The organism is Pedobacter sp. Leaf176, assembly GCF_001424305.1.
GTDB lineage: Bacteria > Bacteroidota > Bacteroidia > Sphingobacteriales > Sphingobacteriaceae > Pedobacter.
In genome coordinates this window covers 397,584-414,766 of sequence record NZ_LMPD01000003.1, presented here as the reverse complement: position 1 = coordinate 414,766, position 17,183 = coordinate 397,584, and the positions used below count along the sequence as shown (strand labels likewise).

Genomic DNA, 17,183 nt, shown 5'->3' with positions numbered 1-17,183 from the left:
TCTGAAAGCCAATGTGTTTAAATTATTGCTTTCCAATAGACAGGATGCAGCTTTTAATAACTGATATGTGATTATCCGGTTCGGGCCAATACCTGCTTGTTAATTAGTTTTTGTATCAGCTTATTTAATCTGCTACGATAATCTTCGCCCAGCCATTTAAGGTAATCTCTGGTCACCTTTGTAAGGCATTTTCCGTACTGTTTGATACGAAAATCTATTTCTTTATCCAGCGATTTGCTTAATTCAAGCGCCCTGCTGATATCTCCTCCGCAATTATCAATGCACATCAGTGCGTGCTGACGAATAGAATCTCTAATGACAATTTTTGACTTTTGTCCTGAATCAATAGCTTTTTGGTATTCATGAGTTACATCAAAAGCGACTTCTAAGCTATTGGGAAAATTGTTTCTCATTTCAGCAGGTATCAAATGATTTTGCTGAACGCTGTGGTGGAGGTTTTCATGATATACTTCCGGATGGTTAAATACGTGGTGCCAGTCCACTTCGCCATCCCAATCACCAAACCTGTCCGTATTGTTGCCCAAATCGACCAATGTAAAAGTCTTCTTCCCGTTGAACCTACGTGCCCCACGGCCCACCATTTGGTGGTATAGTGTTAAAGAGGTTGTTGCTCTGTAAAGTATTACAGACTGGATAGAAGGCTCGTCAAATCCTGTGGTCAATATAGAAACGGATGTCAAAATCGCACCACGTGTTTTTTTGAACCACCTGAGTATTTCTGTGCGCTCGGATGCCGGAGTCTTATTGTCGAGATGACGGATCGGTAGCCCGGCCTTTATGAACTTTTCCTCGACTCGCCTTGAAGCAAATATCCCATTGTTAAAGATGAGTGTTTTCTTTTTAAATGAATAGGTTTTATAGGCATGAATCAGCAGGTCGAGCATTACGTCTGATCCATATAAAGCATCGGAAGAGTTAACCGTGAAATCTCCGGTCAGGCCCGTGAGCAAGGAATTCAGTTCTACTTCATAGCTATTAATCCTTGGCCTGGCAAGGAAGCCCTGCTGGATTAGGGAAGATATGGGTTCGCCAAGGATGAGCTCATTGTAGAACCGTTTCATAGGTAAATTTACATCAGAAGAAAAAGGAGTAGCGGTAACCCCAATTATTGCTGCATTTTCAAATTTGCCCAGCAACTTATGAAATGAATTATGATGTGCCTCATCAACGATGACCAGGCCAACATCTTTAGTGTTGATTAGCCCGTCATCGATTCTATGCTTTAGCGTTTCCACCATGGCCACATAGCACTCAAATTTATCTTTATTGGAGATACTTTTAACTTTAGAATCTACCACTTTGTTAATAACACCACTGTTTTTTAATGCCGTTGTGGTTTGGCGGCAGAGTTCTATACGGTGGGTGAGCACAATCACTTTTTTACCAAAGTCCCTTATAAATTTTTTTGCAATTTCAGAAAAAACAACTGTTTTACCTCCGCCCGTTGGCAACTGGTATAATAACCTGGCCCTCCCGTCTGGATGACCAGAAAGTTTTTGGAATAAGACATCCAGGTCGTGTTTTTGATAATTATAAAGCTTCTTCTTATTGGCAGGTAACGTTTGTTCTATCGGGTTCATCTCCATGTATTGATAACTTAGAAGGCAAACAAAAGTTTGGTGCAGAGGAAAATTTATGGCATTGATAAAAATAAAAAATGCACGGTGTTTAGCAGTGTTTATGCTCTATATTGGCGCGCATTTTTTTTAGAGATAGAACAATATCTTAAGGGGGATTAGCTGATATAGATTGAGTAATTAGCCCAGAATGGGTGGTTAGAATAATATACATTGGTCTTTGCGCTGTTCTTTTGGCTCTCCGGACATATCGAACTGCGAAGATAAGTGTGTTGTAATCCATCGCAAGATGACTATAAATTTACTCCCGAGCGCTCTACGGTTCAGTATATTTACGACCTGCTAAATATGTCCAAAGTCTATCTTATTTCCCTTTTCAACAATTGATTTACAGAAGTCAGGAATTTTTCAAATGGAATGGGTTTAACTAAGAATTTATCTACATGTGCACTAAAAGCTTGCAATGCATGCTCCGGATGACCGGTTATTAAAATGATAAATTCCGTAGTATCTCGCAGCATCTTGGCGACATCCAATCCGGAGATAGACATGTTAATATCCAGAAAGAGAAAGTCTATTTTTTCGAACATTTTTATTTCATTAACCGCCATAACCGGGCTGAGATAGCTTTTAACAAGCGTCAGTTTAGGGGTCATTGAAATATATTCTTTTAAAATATTGATTGAACTGAAATCATCATCAATAATTACGCATCTGTATTGCTTATCCGAATGTTTCATTTATGTTAAACTCGAAGAAGCCCTAAAAGTTTGGTTCACAACTTTTTGGAATATCGTTTAAGCCACAAATATAATTTAAGATATAAATCAAGCAGGAAAGTTCAGGCTTTTGCATCACCGATTTCGACTAGTTTGGGATGACTCAAATTGAGCTATACCGTTTTTTAAACATTCCTGTGCTAATTCAGGAAGAATAATGTTAATTAGTAATTTTTATATAGAGCGTAAATACGGAACCCTTGCCAAGTTCACTTGAAACGGTAATCCTGCCACCCGAAGCCTCCATGATTTCTTTCACCAGGTAAAGTCCTATTCCGGAGCCTTCTCCCGATCCGGATACACGGTGGTACTTATGAAAGATGTTAGCTGTCTCTGATTCCGCAATGCCCATGCCGTTATCCGATACCGTAATCACCATATTATCGTCTTCTTTGTAGGTTTTGATAAGAATTTGCGGAGTCCGGTCCTCCGATCGGTACTTAATGGAGTTGTTTACCAAATTGTATATTGCGCTTCGTAGCTTTCTACGGATAAATACGATTTCTGAAAAACCGATATCCGTTTTAATCTTCACATTAGCTTCTTTAATTTGTGGCGCTAATGTGAGTCTCACGTCTTCCAGAATGTGCTCAAAATCCAGGATTTCTTCAACAGCTTTGTAACGGTGTTCATGTTCACGTGAATCGGTAAGGTCGTGGATGATATGCTGCATTTTTATCAGACTGTTCTCTACCTTTTCCAATAACACGGGAAATCGTTGCATGCCTTTTTCCGGCAATTGCTTTAACATCTCTATCGTTAGACCCAAACTGGTCAGTGGTGTCTTAATATCATGAGAAATCGTGTCTAGCAGAAGCTCATGCTCTGCGATAAGCTTTTCCTGCTCTTTTAAGTCACGTATCCGCATGGTAATCTCTACAAACGTTACAATTACACCATTCGTCTTCTTGCCTTTTAGAACGAGATAGGGAATGATGTTCATTTGATACCATCGGAGGTCGGTGGTTTGGATCTCTTTTTCAAGAACTTCACCAGTATCGATTACATGCTGGATATTCTCCATTATGGTGGGAAAACGAAAATGTTCCCTGATATCAGCCAGCGGCCTGCCTACATCTGTGAGCTTTAGACTGAACTGGCGCATTGCAGGTGGGGTAAATTTTCTTAAAATAAGATGCGCATCAATGAAAAGTTGTGGTATTATCGTATTTCTGAAATAATTCTCCAACTCTTCATTAAGTTCAATGAGCGAGCTTATTTGTTCGTTCTTATTTTGCATGCAAATTTGCCACATGGATCAATCCGCAGAGGCAATGCAAGGTATGCAATATTTTCAGGTATTTTTATACATCCGGAATCTAAATTTCAGGTACTAAAAGCTGCAAGCAATGCTTCAATAGTTCGGTAACCCCTTAAAATGAAAAGGTAAAACAATATGGAATAGACAGGGTTATAAATGAACAATACTAAACCCATCTTTGATCATGGCCAAGCGCATCGTAATAATCGAAGATGATGATAATATCCTCGAACTTCTGGTTTACCTTTTCGAAAATGAAGGCTATCATGTGAGCTCTTTTGCAAAAAGCATGGAAGTAATGGAAATCGCATTACTTTCACCAGACGTGGTTTTGCTGGATATTAATCTTACCGGCTCATCAAAAAGAGGGGATGAAATTTGTGCAGATATCAAGAAGCTACCTGCTGATCAGATATTTCCGGTCGTTCTCCTATCTGCCGAAACGGATTTAGAAACCCTCGCAAGAAATTGTATGGCCGATGGCCATGTTGCAAAGCCATTTGATATTGACAAACTTATATTGAAAGTAGAAAGCGTTCAGACATAGAAGGAATTTCATATAAGATAATCCTTTTTCAAAAATAGGGCGTGGTTGTTGTTTTGATGAAAGCTTTAAACATAGTTTGGTAAGGATGAATGGGTGTTTGCAATCGATACACCAAGGATAACTTAATTATATCTTATCCTTGATCCAAATTGAGAGCGATTTTGGATAATTTCAGGAAATCAATAGCTAATCTGAAAAATTTTATAGGTTAAATACCTTAAATATGGATTTCGTTTCGGAATTATACTGGTTTTAATACAGGAATTTAAAAGCATTTGTTCCCTGCTCATGACTTTTATCATCTTCGGTCAGAAAGGAATAATTTAATAGTTAACCGCCAAAATGCTATCCTGGTAAATAAAGCAGAACCAGCAGTTTCGACCGCTGGTTCTGCATGTCATTTTACAACAAACCGGCTATTCCGTTTGTTGGTGACTTCCATTTCAAAGGGGAAATTTCTCCTTTTATTTCCCTGAGTTTGTACAGTTTTTTTGCCAGGTCCTGATTGCTTTCAGGTTGCTTATACTGTAGGCTTTCATCAATTGCTTTTTCTGCTATGGAGATCCGATCCCTTCGAGCACTGCTTTTCTCTTGTTCCATATCTATTATTATTTTATTGAAAAAACGAAGCGAAAAAAAAATGGTTTAGTTTTTTTATTTTCAGGTAGTTACTTGCTGATTTGTAGCATGTATGCGTATTTACCGTAGGCTAACCTTATTTAAGACTGGGGATATGTAGCGGCAGACGAAGGAATTATCATAGAACTAAAAAGTTCTTAAGATGAAAAAGTCTCGCATTACCTGGCATTTTAATGTATTAACCTGGTCACCTTGTCTTGAAGTGCGTTGTAATTAAAGGGTTTAAAAATAATATCGTCTGCCAGATTAGGTATTTTTGAGGCCTGTGATTCAAGCATTGCGGTAATCAGCAAAACCGGAATATGTTTTGTCTGACGATCAATTTTCAATTCGTTGCATAACTCACGCCCATCTCCTTTGTCAAGTAAAATATCCATTACAATAAGGTCTGGCTTAAAGCTATTTATGGTTTCTTTCAAGGCATCTGACTGATTGATGCTGGTTACAAGGAAGTCCTGATCTTCCAGGACTGTTTTGATTGCATCAGCATTGCTGAAATCATCATCGAGAACAAGAATTTTCGACATTTTCATTAATTTAAACTACTAAGCTCAATTTTAGATAAATGAATTTAGCAAATCTATTCGTATTTGAATTCATTTTACTTGTAAAAAGGTAGTTTAAATCAATGATTACGTATTTTCCGTAACCTTAATTATTTAAGATGCCTGTGCAATGAAGAAAATTACTTTCTGTTGGTGCTATATTTAAATAGTATAATGTCTTTTTTGATGAGTTCTAATTCCCGGGTTTATGATTTTCATATCTGTTTTCATCATCCTCATCTTCATGCACAATTAGGGATTCAGGAGCAGCTGCAGGAGGATTGGAGCCAGTACCTGTAATTTTCGGAGTGCTTTTTAGTTCATCAGCTCCTGTTGTACTGCTTACATCCGTATTGCCTAAGGCCTTTTGGTTTTGTTTTTCCTGCGCATCATCGGTATCAGCGCTATTGTTATTTTTTTGTGCCATAATTATTTATACATTATATCTTAGATGGACATAAAATTTCAATAATTTATCTGTCTTCTATTCTGACTCTTTAGTTAATTAACAACTGCGTATTTTTTTAGTTTTAACTTAATAAAGATAATCCATCCGTTATGAACGCATGATAACATTTGCATTTCCTCCACTTGCCTGACAACCCGGGATGTGTTTATAAATTTATGAAGTGCTTTCAATTCACATCACTAAAACCTTAAGCTAAACAGGTTGTTATATTTTAAAAGATATAAGACTATGGAAACTAAAAATGAAAAAAACGAAAATCTTGGCGATCCGCAAGCAGAAAATAGTGCTGAACGAACCAATATGCCCGATAACCAAGTGCCAAGGTATCGCAGTAATGACAATAATGAAATTAATAAAGTAAAAAGCGATGCCGGTTTTTTGAGTCGTGAAGTGGGAGAGGGTGATTTTGGCTCGGAGGAAGCCAGGGCAGACCCAGATAAAGGCAATGACGGTCATGCAGGAAACATGCCTAATACTGTAAAGAAAAACTAGAACATTGGTGGTTTTATCCCGGCTCAGATATAAATTTTGAAGCAAATCACGCACCTATGCGTTAAATACGTAGGCGTTATGATAAATACCTGTTTTATCATGGAATCATTAAACCCTAAAACTTTTTTAATCGAAAGACCATTCTTTAAGGGTAAACTCTTAATTAAAAAACGATGAAAAAGTACCTTTTTTTAGCAAGTATGCTTGTATCCATTGCAGTGGCTTGTAATTCAAACTCTAAATCCGGCAGTGCGGATTCAACAGGATCTGATACAAGTATGAGTTCCATGAGTGCTACCGAACCAATGCAGGATTCTACTATGCAGGATACAACAATGGCTGATAGCAGTAAAAGAGATAGCCTGAACACACCTGGTTCAGGTAGATAATGGTATGCCTATGCTTTTATAGGAATATCTAAGGTTTAATAAGCCCAACTGCGGTTTAAGCTGGTTGTAAGAACAGGCCGCAGTTGTTGCTAGTCTTAGCATATCAATTATTCATGACGCTTAAAATGTTTTGAGATGAAATTGCTGTTCTGTTTTTTATTTGCAATAGTCTTTTCCACTTTTGCATTCAGTCAGGTACCAACGGGAACCCGGCAAAGAAGTACTGATGATACGCTGATTAAAAAGCCGGTTCCAAAGCCAGTCAAGTACAATCCTAAATCCAATAAATGGCCAAAGCAGGATAGCTTAAAAAACAAGCCATCAAAAAATGATTCCGCTAAACGAAAACCTCCAGAGAAAACCAGGCTAAAGCAAAACAATAACAAAGTTTTTAGAAATGAAACTTAAGTATTTTAATAAATACCTGTTAATTCATAGATTATTCCTTTTCATTTCCCTAAGTTTAGTCTGCTGCAAACAAAGGGCTAAAGATTTTTCAGCAGCAGTTCCGGATAAGTGGTACCGCAATAGCATTTTCTATAACCTTGATGTCGATGTCTTTAAAGATAGCGATGGCGATGGGATAGGTGATTTTAAAGGGCTAAGCGAGAAACTTCCTTACCTGGATTCGTTGGGAATTAATGTAATATGGCTTTCGCCATTTCAGCCTACTCCTGATAGAGATGATGGTTATGATGTAACTGATTATTATGGAATCGATCCAAGGTTAGGTACCATGGCCGATTTTGATAACTTTATAGCTGAAGCTAAGAAACATAAATTGAAAATCGTGATGGATATGGTGCTTAACCATACGTCTATAGATCATCCCTGGTATAAAAAAGCACGATCCGACAGCAGTAGAAAATACCGTTCAAGATATGTATGGTCAGCAACCAAACCCAAAGATTTTGATAAAGGAATGGTATTTGAAGGTTTTCAAACACAATCCTGGTCCTATGATGAAATAGCAAAGCAATATTACTTCCATCGGTTTTATGATTTTCAACCTGATCTGAATTATCAGAATAAGGAGGTGCAGGAGGAAGCCATTAAGATTTTGCAATTCTGGTCTGCAAAGGGAATAAATGGTTTCAGGCTTGATGCGGTTCCTTTCATTATCGATGTGCCGGAATCTGGAGCGGCAGACCCCGCAAAGATGTTTGGTGTACTGGATTCCATCGTAAGAGGTGCAAAATTGATTGATAAAGAAACATTGCTTTTGGGTGAAGCTAATGTAAGCCCGGAAGAAAATACCGACTACTTCGGTAAAAATGGCGACCGTTTACAAATGATGTTCAATTTTTATGTGAATCAGTATCTGTTTTATTCCATGGCCGAAGGAAAAACAACAACGCTTATCACTGCGTTGAATGAAACCAGGCAAAAACCAAAAACTTCGCAGTGGGCTTATTTTCTACGTAACCATGATGAGATTGATTTAGGAAGGCTGAAGAAATCCCAGCGCAATAAAGTCTATGAAAAATTTGGCCCCGAACCAAATATGCAGCTGTACAATCGTGGGATCAGGCGTCGTTTAGCAACAATGCTTAACAATCCCGAACAATTAAAAATGGCATACAGTGTCCTGTATGCATTGCCAGGTGCGGCCGTTATACGGTATGGAGAAGAAATTGGAATGGGCGATGATTTGACATTGCAGGAAAGGCTGTCCGTTCGTACGCCCATGCAATGGGACAATAAGAACAATGCAGGATTCAGCATGGCAAAGCAAACTGTAAGACCGGTGATATCGATGGGTGATTATGCATACCATCAAGTTAATGTTGCTTCAGAACTGAAGGATAGGAAATCTTTACTGAATTTTATAAAATCCTTAATAAGAATAAGAAAATCCTTGCCTGAAATTGGCACATCAGACTGGGAGGTGTTAAATTTAAGAAACGACGCCGTTTTTGCCATCCGATACAAATCCCACTCGGGACAAATTACTATTGTTCATAATTTCAGTGCTAAAGCTATTGAAGTAGAAATTCCCCTAACAGGTAAGGAAGAGGTTCTTGTTGGTGAACAGCGATTAGAGGCAAAAGGAAAATTGAAATTAAAAGCTTATGAAAGACTCTGGCTTAAAGGTTGATGCACGCTGATTTTTAAGCAACTCTACTAAAGGGTTTACTAAAATATTTAGTTTTTTAAGGGTTGATTATTATTAATTTAATTAATTAAGAATCAAAATGTTAGATAATTTCTTAATGATAAATCCAACAAATCTATTTTAATATTTGTAATACTAATATTTTTAGTATTATTTTGTAGTTTAAAGATTGGAATTGTATGGATATGAAATTAAGACAAAAATTGACCCGGAGGCACGCAAAGGAATTACTTTCTCAGCAGGAGGGTGTGATTTATAAGTCACAATTTTTACCTGCATCCCACGCCTCTGGCAAAAGGCCATCTTTATTAATACAGCCCGCAGATTACATCAGGCTTCACCACAACAGGATTTTAAATGAAGATTTTGTTTATAAACCACGTACTGATGCCATGAGTTCAGGTTTTCAGCTTTCGTTGAATGGTTTATCAATTCGCAATTTATGATCTGATGACAAATGGAAAGCAAGAAAGACATCATACAAAAACTTAGGCAAAACATTTTGCAAATGGAGGGTTACCGCCCGCCGCTTGCCGGTTTGCACAATTTGATTGGCCTTGGTCCTGTGGAGTCCGCTTTTCCAAACGGTATTTTTCCGGTTGCTGCGTTACATGAGTTTATTTGCAATTCTGCTGAACAGGCTGCTGCTGGTGGAGGATTGGTAACTGGCATTTTATCCTCACTGATGAAGCAGGATGGAATCTGTGTTTGGATTAGTAAAGCAAAACCCCTGTTTGCCCCGGCAATGACGGTATTCGGTATAGAACCGCACCGGGTGGTTTTTATAAGCCTGAGTAAAGATGAAGATGCCCTTTGGGTGATGGAGGAAGCCTTGAAATGTTCGGGATTAACTGCAGTTGTCTGTGAGGTGCAGGAACTTAATTTTAAGCAGTCGCAGCGTTTACAGCTTACTGTTGAGCAAAGCCGGGTAACTTGTTTTGTGCTGCGAAATGCCACTGCTAAGCTGAGTGCGACAGCTTGCACAGCGCGCTGGCAGGTAAAACCAATGCCAAGTGCGGATCTGAATGGCTTGCCAGGTTTAGGCTTTTTCCGCTGGCAGGTAAATTTATTAAAAGTACGCAACGGTAAACCAGGTAGCTGGGTATTGGAATGGAATAACGGCAGGTTCATGCCTGTTGAACACCTTGTTCTGGAAGAAAAAAGAAAGGCAGGGTGATCAATGCAGAAAAGGTATATGGCCATATGGTTCCGGCATTTGCTGACGGATGGGCTGGCACTTCGCCGGCCTGATTTGAAGGGATTACCTTTTGTGCTCGCGGCGACAGTCAAGAACAAAATGATCGTTACAGCTTCCAGTGCAGCAGCCGAACAACAAGGTGTTTTTACTGGTATGGCAGCAGCAGACGCCCGGGCTGCGGTAGCAGAACTACTGGTAATTAATGATACCCCCGGGAAATCAGCGAAATTATTAAGGCTTTTAGGTTTATGGTGTATCCGTTATACGCCTGTGGTTGCAATTGATTTGCCCGATGGCCTTATGCTTAACATTTCAGGTTGTGCCCACCTTTGGGTAGATGAACGGACTTACCTGAAAGAAATCGTTTTAAAATTAAGGAATTCCGGCTTTGATGCCAGGGCGGCGATTGCAGATACACCTGGTGCAGCCTGGGCCATATCGCGTTATGCTAAAACAAACCCCATTGTTGAAAGCGGTATGCAAATAAAAGCATTAGCCACATTGCCTCCGGCAGCATTAAGGCTTGAGCCGGATATACTCGAAAGATTGCAAAAACTGGGTTTTAGAACGGTTGGTAATTTAATTTCCATACCTGCTTCCGTATTGCGCAGAAGGTTTGGCAATATGCTATTGCTTCGTATTGATCAGGCTTTGGGTAAAAAAGAAGAAGAGTTAGTGCCTCTTGTGCCACCGGTTCCTTATGTAGAGCGTTTGCCTTGTCTCGAACCAATACGTACAGCTTTGGGGATAGAAATCGCCATCGAAAAACTATTGTCTGCTTTATGCATTCGTTTAAAAACAGAAGGGAAAGGGCTGCGGAAAGCGGTGCTTAAATGCCATCGCATAGATGGGCGAAAAGTGCAGGTGGGCATTACCACAAACCGGGGATCGCAAAACCTCCAGCATTTGCGTAAATTATTTAATTTACAAATTGCAAAAATTGAACCTGCCCTAGGCATCGATCTTTTTATACTGGAAGCACTTAAAGTTGAGGATGTAGATGTGGTTCAGGAACAATTATGGGCAGAAGCCAAGGGTCTGGAAGATGCTGCACTGGCAGAATTGCTCGACCGGGTGGCAGGTAAAATTGGTGCAGCTGCAATCGGGCGTTATTTACCTGCGGAACATTACTGGCCCGAGCAGTCCGTTAAATTAGCCACTTCACTAAAGGAGGAACCGGGAACCAAATGGCCTGTACAAATGCGGCCAATCCGGTTGCTTGCCATACCCGAACGCATTCAGGTAATGGCATTGGTTCCAGACAATCCACCAAAAATGTTTATATATAAAAAAAAGCGGCATACCATTATTAAAGCCGATGGCCCAGAGCGTATCGGACGGGAATGGTGGCGGGATAACGGCGAACACCGGGATTATTATGCTGTGGAGGATAGCGATGGACAGCGTTACTGGGTGTTTCGGTCCGGTCCTTATAATGGTGATAGCCCAGCCTGGTATTTACATGGATACTTTTCTTAACAAATGACAGCATACGCAGAATTACAGGTCACTTCAAACTTCAGCTTCTTGCGGGGTGGTTCACATCCGCACGAACTTGTAGAACAGGCGGTTGCTTTGGGTTACACAGCGATTGCCATCACCGATCGGAATTCATTGGCCGGAATTGTGCGGGCGCACATGGAAGCCAGGGGGAAAAATATTCGGTTTATTCCAGCCTGCCGGCTGGATTTGGTTGACGGACCCAGTTTACTGGCTTATCCAATAAACCACAATGCTTATGCCCGCTTATCCGCTTTACTAACTGAAGGTAATTTACGGACTGATAAGGGTAACTGTGAATTGTACAAAAGAGACGTTTATGCGCACAAAGAAAGTATTCTTTTTATTGCAGTTCCGCCAGAACAACTGAATCAACAGTTCGAACTGGATCCCAGCTTTCTCCGCAACCTGGCCGAATACCGGGAACAATTCGGCAACTCGCTTTATCTTTCAGCATCTTTTAATTACCAGGGCCAGGATGCCAAAAGGTTATTCCGGTTGAAAGAAACAGGGGTGCCATTGGTTGCCACAGGCGATGTACACTATCATTGTGCCGAGCGCCGTGAACTACAGGATGTATTAACCTGTATCCGTGAAAAATGTACGATTCATGATGCCGGTTTTAAGCTCCATCCAAATGCAGAACGATACCTTAAGCCTGCAACAGAAGTTTATCGCTTGTTTAAAGCCTATCCTGAAGCACTGTCGAATGCACTTTTTATTGCTGATGCCTGCAATTTTTCGCTTGATGAACTTAAATACCTCGAACCCGAGGATAAGATAGTAAATGGCATGACCTCACAGCAGCAACTTACCAAGCTTACCTGGGATGGAGCGAAGGAGCGTTTTGGGGATCCGATAGAAGAGAAGCATATAAAGCAAATTGAATTTGAATTAAACTTTATTCAAAAGCGAAAGCTGGCCTGGTATTTCCTGCGCGTTTTCCGTTACACACAAAAGGCAGAAGATTTAGGTATCCTGCATCAGGGTCGTGGATCGGCAGCAAACTCTACGGTTTGCTATTGCCTGGGCATTACAGCGGTAAACCCCTCTAAATCCCGTTTATTATTCTCCAGGTTTATGTCTGATGCCCGCGACGAATGGCCTGATATCGATGTTGATTTTGAGCATGAGCGCCGGGAAGAAATCATTCAGTTTATTTATAATGATTACGGAAGAGACCGGGCGGCTATTGTTGCAACAGTTACCCAGGAAAGGCACAAAGGTGCCATACGGGATGTTGGTAAAGCAATGGGCTTATCAGAAGATACCATCAAGCGTATTGGCGCCACAATATGGGATTTTTATGAAGAAGGATTTGACGAAAAACGACTGCGGGATAACGGGTTAAACCCAAAAGACCCGCTCATCCTGAAAGTGCTCGAACTCACATGCCAGCTAATCGGCTTTCCAAGGCAACTAGGGCAGCACACCGGTGGATTTGTAATTACTGAAGGTAAATTATCCGATCTCTGCCCGGTATTGAATGCCCGTATGGAAAACCGTACCCAGGTAGAATGGAATAAAGACGACCTGGAAGACCTGCAGATTCTAAAAGTAGACGTTTTAGGTCTGGGTATGTTAACCATGATTCGTAAAGCTTTCGATTTAATATTAAAGCATTACGGCCGAAAATTTAACCTGGCCAATGTACCGCAGGATGACCCGGCTGTTTATGATATGATCTGCAAGGCAGATACTGTTGGTGTTTTCCAGATCGAGAGCCGTGCACAAATGTCTATGTTGCCGAGGCTGAAACCGCGTGAATTCTATGACCTGGTTATAGAAGTTGCCATTGTAAGGCCCGGCCCGATTCAGGGCGATATGGTGCACCCATACTTGCGTAGAAGGAATGAAGAAGAATTTCCTGAATACCCTAAGCCAGAACTGGAAGAAATACTTAAGCGTACATTGGGGGTACCGCTTTTTCAGGAACAAGCCATGGAAATAGCCATTGTTGCGGCAGGTTTTACACCTGCTGAAGCGGATCAGTTAAGGCGGAGCATGGCTTCCTTTAAAGCCAATGGCAAGCTCCATATTTATGAAAAGAAGCTGGTTGATGGCATGACTGCACGTGGTTATGAAGAAGGTTTTGCACGCCGGATATTTAAGCAGTTACAAGGTTTTGAGGGTTATGGTTTTCCCGAAAGCCATGCAGCCTCTTTTGCCTTACTGGTTTACATCTCATCCTGGATCAAATGCCACTATCCTGATGTATTCTGCGCAGCATTATTAAATAGTCAACCAATGGGTTTTTATCAGCCTGCTCAAATTGTTCAGGATGCCAGGAACCACCAGGTTATGGTATTGCCTGTGGATATTAACTATTCGGAATGGGATAATGTATTGGAAACTAAAGATGGGAAATACCATACCGTGCGATTGGGATTCCGCCAGATAAAAGGTTTGAAAGAAGATGATATGCTGCAGTTGGTCATCATGCGCAATCAGGGTTACCAGCACATCGATCAATTAAGGGCATCAGGTGTTCCTGAGGCAGCGTTGGAGAAACTGGCCGATGCAGATGCCTTCCGTTCACTGGGTGCTGACCGGCGTATGGCACTTTGGGAAGTTTCCGCATTGGCCGACAGGCCAATAGGCTTGTTTGATGGTCAGTTATCAGAAACCGTTCTGGAACCGGAAATACCACTATCACTGATGACTCAGGGTGAACATGTGGTGCAGGATTACATTTCGACCGGATTGTCTCTTAAAGACCACCCTGTTGGCCTGGTTAGAATGCAATTGCGGCAGCTGGGCAATGTTCGGATAATTGATATGTTGGGGATGAAAGATGGGGAGTTAGTGAGCATTGCAGGATTAGTAACAGTCAGGCAGCGCCCTGGTACCGCTAAAGGTGTTTTATTCATTACCCTCGAAGATGAAACAGGTTCAGCAAATCTTGTTGTATGGCAGTCCTTGTTTGATAAATACCGTAAGGAAATTGTTCAGTCAAAATTGCTGATGGTGAAAGGAAAATTACAGATGGCTTATGGGGTAACGCACCTCGTCGTTTGGCAATGCTTTAATTTGAGCCCCTTGTTACGCAGTTTAACCGAAACAAATCTATCACAGCAATCGATTCAGGTACAAGATTCGGCAAAGCCGGCCAATCACGAAGGACATTCTATTCCAGGGGATACTGGTGCTGAAAGTGCCTTTCATAAGGGACGAAATTTTCACTAAAGCAAATCTTAACTATTTCATGCCTGATTCAGGAATGGAGGATGAGGGCAGGCTGACGTTACCGGTTTGGGTTAGCTGAATTGAAACGTTTTTTCCCGAAACAAAAAAAGTTTCACGAAAAAATGTTTCTCGGATGGTCTTAACTCAAATTAAATTACAGTATGAATCCTATTCGAAAAAAGCTTGCGAATGGAAGAAGATTAAGCCAGCGACCATATTTTGTACGTTTGCTTAATGGAACCAATTAATAAGGCAATGTGACCATCCTTATGCAGACTTGCGCGAAATATTAAATAATAGAAAACCTAGCACACGCATCAAATGTTTAGTAAGCAGATATTAATAAATTACCAAATATGAAAAACGGAATTATGCAGGTTCTGGGTAAACTGTTAATTGAGCATGGTTTAACAATAGCTTTTGCAGAAAGTGCTACAGCAGGTTGGCTCTGTTCGGAATTCTCTTTAATTGATAATGCCGGAAAATTCTTAAAGGGTGGAATAGCCTGTTACGATGCGGAGCTTAAAAAAAGTTTATTAGGGGTTGATGAAAAGTTGATAAACCAGTTTACCCCCGAATCTATGGAGGTAACGAAGGCAATTACGCTCGGACTCCCAGCGCTCATTCCAGCCGATATTCATATTGGTGTTACAGGATTGGCTTGCCCGGGGGGGAGTGAGACACCTGAAAAACCTGTTGGTACGATGTTTATTTATGGGTGCAAGGATAAAGAACTTATTTTTTCCCGCCGTCTTAATTTTTCCGGAGATAGAAAAGAGATCGTTTCAGGAACTGTAGAAAGTTGTGCGGAGCTTTTGCATGAATACTTATTGTCGATACCAAAACCAGATGAATATGAGTAATACAAACAAACCAGTGAAAAGCTGGCTTTTCCGGAATGGACTTTCCGTTTTCTTTATCAGTATATTTATCATTACACTTTTAGCGCAGGCATTTACCGGATGGAAAACCCATAACGAGGAGCTTGATGAACTTGGTGCACAGGGTCTTTCCCTAGGTAATTACCTTGCTTCAGGGCACTTCATTTCTGCAACATTCGAAAATTTTGAAAGTGAGTTTCTACAAATGGCACTGTACGTCTTATTAACCATCTCGTTACGGCAAATCGGCTCTGCCGAATCCAAAAAAATTGATGAACATGAAGAGGTAGACCGTGAGCCGGTGCCATCGCCTGAAGCCCCCTGGCCGGTAAGAAAAGGCGGCTTGATTTTAAAACTGTATTCGCATTCCCTTTCTATTGCATTCGGAATATTGTTTTTCGTAAGCTGGGGACTTCACTTCTATGGAAGCTGGACGGATCACAATAACGAACAAATTTTAAAAGGAAAGGCAGCAGTTTCTGTATTTACATACCTTAGTGAGGCAAACTTCTGGTTTGAAACATTTCAGAACTGGCAGAGCGAATTTTTATCTGTCGCTTCCATCGTCATTCTAACAATATTTTTAAGACAAAAGGGGTCTCCAGAATCGAAACCTGTTGATGCACCAAACCTGGAAACCGGAAAATAGCCGTACATGAAGGAGAAACTGACCAGGATAATTGTAGAAACTCCGAAAGGAAGCAGTCAGAAATTTGATTTCGAGCCAGAACAAAATGTTTTTGTGCTCAATAAAATAATGCCCTCAGGGACGGTCTTTCCGTTTGATTTTGGATTTATTCCAGGTACACTTGGAGCGGATGGAGATCCCCTGGATGTTATGGTGTTTTCAGAATCGGGTACGTTTACGGGATGCGCAGTGGATTGCAGGATTATTGGGGTAATAACAGCGACGCAACGCGAGCAGGATGGAAATACAACAGAAAATGATCGGTTCATTGGTATCCCGGCTATAAGCAAGCTTTATAAACACATTCAAGACATTAATGAACTGGATAAGGAACTATTGGAACAGCTTAAACATTTTTTCATTTCCTATAATGAGCAGGCCGGAAAAGTATTTAACATAACCGGTACGTTAGGCCCTGTTGCTGCACAAAAACGGATTGATACGGGCATCAGAAAAAATAACCGACAAGACATACTTATACAGCTTTTTTTACCAATAAAATCCGATCAGAAATTTTCCAGCTTACTGGATAAGTACAGAAAAATGCTGACCGATAAATTCGGAGGTATAAGCATTTATGCACAAAGTCCGGTCGATGGTTTCTGGAAGGAAACTGGTCGCCACGAAAAGAATGAACTCATCGTAATCGAAATTATGGCAGGAAATTTTGAGGACGCATTCTGGAAAAAGCTTAAATCAGAACTCGAAACGGACATGGAAGAAAAAGAAATACTTATTCGCTGGATGCAGGCAGTTATGCTAAAGGATAATTAAAAAAATACCGTTTGTTTTTTATACCCGCCAGAAATCATTCTTTTTGTATGAAGTTGGATATAAGAGTTCCAAAAAATAAGAATAGTTATCATTCTGAAAATCCCCGTTCAACAGACTGTGT

General features: G+C 40.5%; 18 protein-coding genes. 12 read left to right on the top strand and 6 right to left on the bottom strand.

Going from position 1 to position 17,183, the window contains the following annotated elements; translation table 11 throughout:
- Positions 1 to 71: 71 nt before the first annotated feature.
- The 3 genes from ASF92_RS10530 to ASF92_RS10520 all read right to left on the bottom strand — a co-directional run bounded on the left by ASF92_RS10530 (position 72) and on the right by ASF92_RS10520 (position 3,617).
- Positions 72 to 1,601 (bottom strand): DEAD/DEAH box helicase, encoded by a 1,530-nt coding sequence (locus ASF92_RS10530; RefSeq protein ID WP_157263832.1) that lies wholly within the window; start codon positions 1,599 to 1,601, stop codon positions 72 to 74.
- 356 nt (positions 1,602 to 1,957) lie between these two features.
- A complete protein-coding gene (locus ASF92_RS10525) occupies positions 1,958 to 2,338 on the bottom strand; it encodes a LytTR family DNA-binding domain-containing protein (protein ID WP_056092102.1) in 381 nt (126 codons plus the stop codon).
- A gap of 199 nt (positions 2,339 to 2,537) precedes the next feature.
- A complete protein-coding gene (locus ASF92_RS10520; protein WP_056092099.1) occupies positions 2,538 to 3,617 on the bottom strand; it encodes a HAMP domain-containing sensor histidine kinase in 1,080 nt (359 codons plus the stop codon).
- A gap of 205 nt (positions 3,618 to 3,822) precedes the next feature.
- On the opposite strand from ASF92_RS10520, the gene ASF92_RS10515 reads away from it, so the two are divergent.
- Positions 3,823 to 4,185, top strand: coding sequence for a response regulator transcription factor (locus ASF92_RS10515; protein ID WP_056092096.1), 363 nt, complete (start codon positions 3,823 to 3,825; stop codon positions 4,183 to 4,185).
- Positions 4,186 to 4,587: 402 nt separating this feature from the next.
- Here the strand turns inward: ASF92_RS10515 and ASF92_RS10510 are convergent, their stop codons facing one another.
- The 3 genes from ASF92_RS10510 to ASF92_RS10500 all read right to left on the bottom strand — a co-directional run bounded on the left by ASF92_RS10510 (position 4,588) and on the right by ASF92_RS10500 (position 5,796).
- Positions 4,588 to 4,785, bottom strand: coding sequence for a hypothetical protein (locus ASF92_RS10510; protein WP_056092093.1), 198 nt, complete (start codon positions 4,783 to 4,785; stop codon positions 4,588 to 4,590).
- 209 nt (positions 4,786 to 4,994) lie between these two features.
- Complete coding sequence (locus tag ASF92_RS10505) at positions 4,995 to 5,351, bottom strand: PleD family two-component system response regulator (protein ID WP_197413276.1); 357 nt, start codon at positions 5,349 to 5,351, stop codon at positions 4,995 to 4,997.
- Between the two features lie 211 nt (positions 5,352 to 5,562).
- Complete coding sequence (locus ASF92_RS10500; RefSeq protein ID WP_056092086.1) at positions 5,563 to 5,796, bottom strand: hypothetical protein; 234 nt, start codon at positions 5,794 to 5,796, stop codon at positions 5,563 to 5,565.
- A 270-nt stretch (positions 5,797 to 6,066) separates the two neighbouring features.
- Here ASF92_RS10500 and ASF92_RS10495 point away from each other — a divergent pair, with 270 nt between their 5' ends.
- The 11 genes from ASF92_RS10495 to ASF92_RS10445 all read left to right on the top strand — a co-directional run bounded on the left by ASF92_RS10495 (position 6,067) and on the right by ASF92_RS10445 (position 17,062).
- The gene (locus ASF92_RS10495) at positions 6,067 to 6,330 is read left to right on the top strand and encodes a hypothetical protein (protein WP_056092083.1); all 264 of its coding nucleotides are present in this window, start codon (positions 6,067 to 6,069) and stop codon (positions 6,328 to 6,330) included.
- A gap of 173 nt (positions 6,331 to 6,503) precedes the next feature.
- Positions 6,504 to 6,719: a hypothetical protein gene (locus ASF92_RS10490; protein ID WP_056092080.1), complete on the top strand. Its 216-nt coding sequence runs from the start codon at positions 6,504 to 6,506 to the stop codon at positions 6,717 to 6,719.
- Between the two features lie 135 nt (positions 6,720 to 6,854).
- Positions 6,855 to 7,127 carry a hypothetical protein gene (locus ASF92_RS10485; RefSeq protein ID WP_056092077.1) on the top strand — a complete coding sequence of 91 codons (273 nt, stop codon included), beginning with the start codon at positions 6,855 to 6,857 and terminating at the stop codon, positions 7,125 to 7,127.
- The gene (locus ASF92_RS10480; RefSeq protein ID WP_056092075.1) at positions 7,117 to 8,817 is read left to right on the top strand and encodes an alpha-amylase family protein; all 1,701 of its coding nucleotides are present in this window, start codon (positions 7,117 to 7,119) and stop codon (positions 8,815 to 8,817) included. The genes ASF92_RS10485 and ASF92_RS10480 overlap by 11 nt, the downstream gene beginning before the upstream one ends.
- Before the next feature lie 203 nt (positions 8,818 to 9,020).
- Positions 9,021 to 9,281, top strand: a complete 261-nt coding sequence (locus ASF92_RS10475) for a hypothetical protein (protein WP_157263830.1) — start codon at positions 9,021 to 9,023, stop codon at positions 9,279 to 9,281.
- An 11-nt stretch (positions 9,282 to 9,292) separates the two neighbouring features.
- On the top strand, positions 9,293 to 10,012 hold the full coding sequence (locus ASF92_RS10470) for an ImuA family protein (protein WP_056092069.1): 720 nt from the start codon (positions 9,293 to 9,295) through the stop codon (positions 10,010 to 10,012).
- A gap of 3 nt (positions 10,013 to 10,015) precedes the next feature.
- On the top strand, positions 10,016 to 11,512 hold the full coding sequence (locus tag ASF92_RS10465; protein ID WP_056092065.1) for a DNA polymerase Y family protein: 1,497 nt from the start codon (positions 10,016 to 10,018) through the stop codon (positions 11,510 to 11,512).
- 3 nt (positions 11,513 to 11,515) lie between these two features.
- Positions 11,516 to 14,719 carry an error-prone DNA polymerase gene (locus ASF92_RS10460; protein ID WP_056092064.1) on the top strand — a complete coding sequence of 1,068 codons (3,204 nt, stop codon included), beginning with the start codon at positions 11,516 to 11,518 and terminating at the stop codon, positions 14,717 to 14,719.
- 356 nt (positions 14,720 to 15,075) lie between these two features.
- Positions 15,076 to 15,582 (top strand): CinA family protein, encoded by a 507-nt coding sequence (locus ASF92_RS10455; protein WP_056092061.1) that lies wholly within the window; start codon positions 15,076 to 15,078, stop codon positions 15,580 to 15,582.
- The gene (locus ASF92_RS10450; protein ID WP_231729790.1) at positions 15,575 to 16,249 is read left to right on the top strand and encodes a DUF6766 family protein; all 675 of its coding nucleotides are present in this window, start codon (positions 15,575 to 15,577) and stop codon (positions 16,247 to 16,249) included. Before ASF92_RS10455 ends, ASF92_RS10450 begins: the two co-directional genes overlap by 8 nt.
- A 6-nt stretch (positions 16,250 to 16,255) precedes the next feature.
- Positions 16,256 to 17,062 (top strand): inorganic diphosphatase, encoded by an 807-nt coding sequence (locus ASF92_RS10445; protein WP_056092059.1) that lies wholly within the window; start codon positions 16,256 to 16,258, stop codon positions 17,060 to 17,062.
- The last annotated feature ends 121 nt before the right edge of the window (positions 17,063 to 17,183 follow it).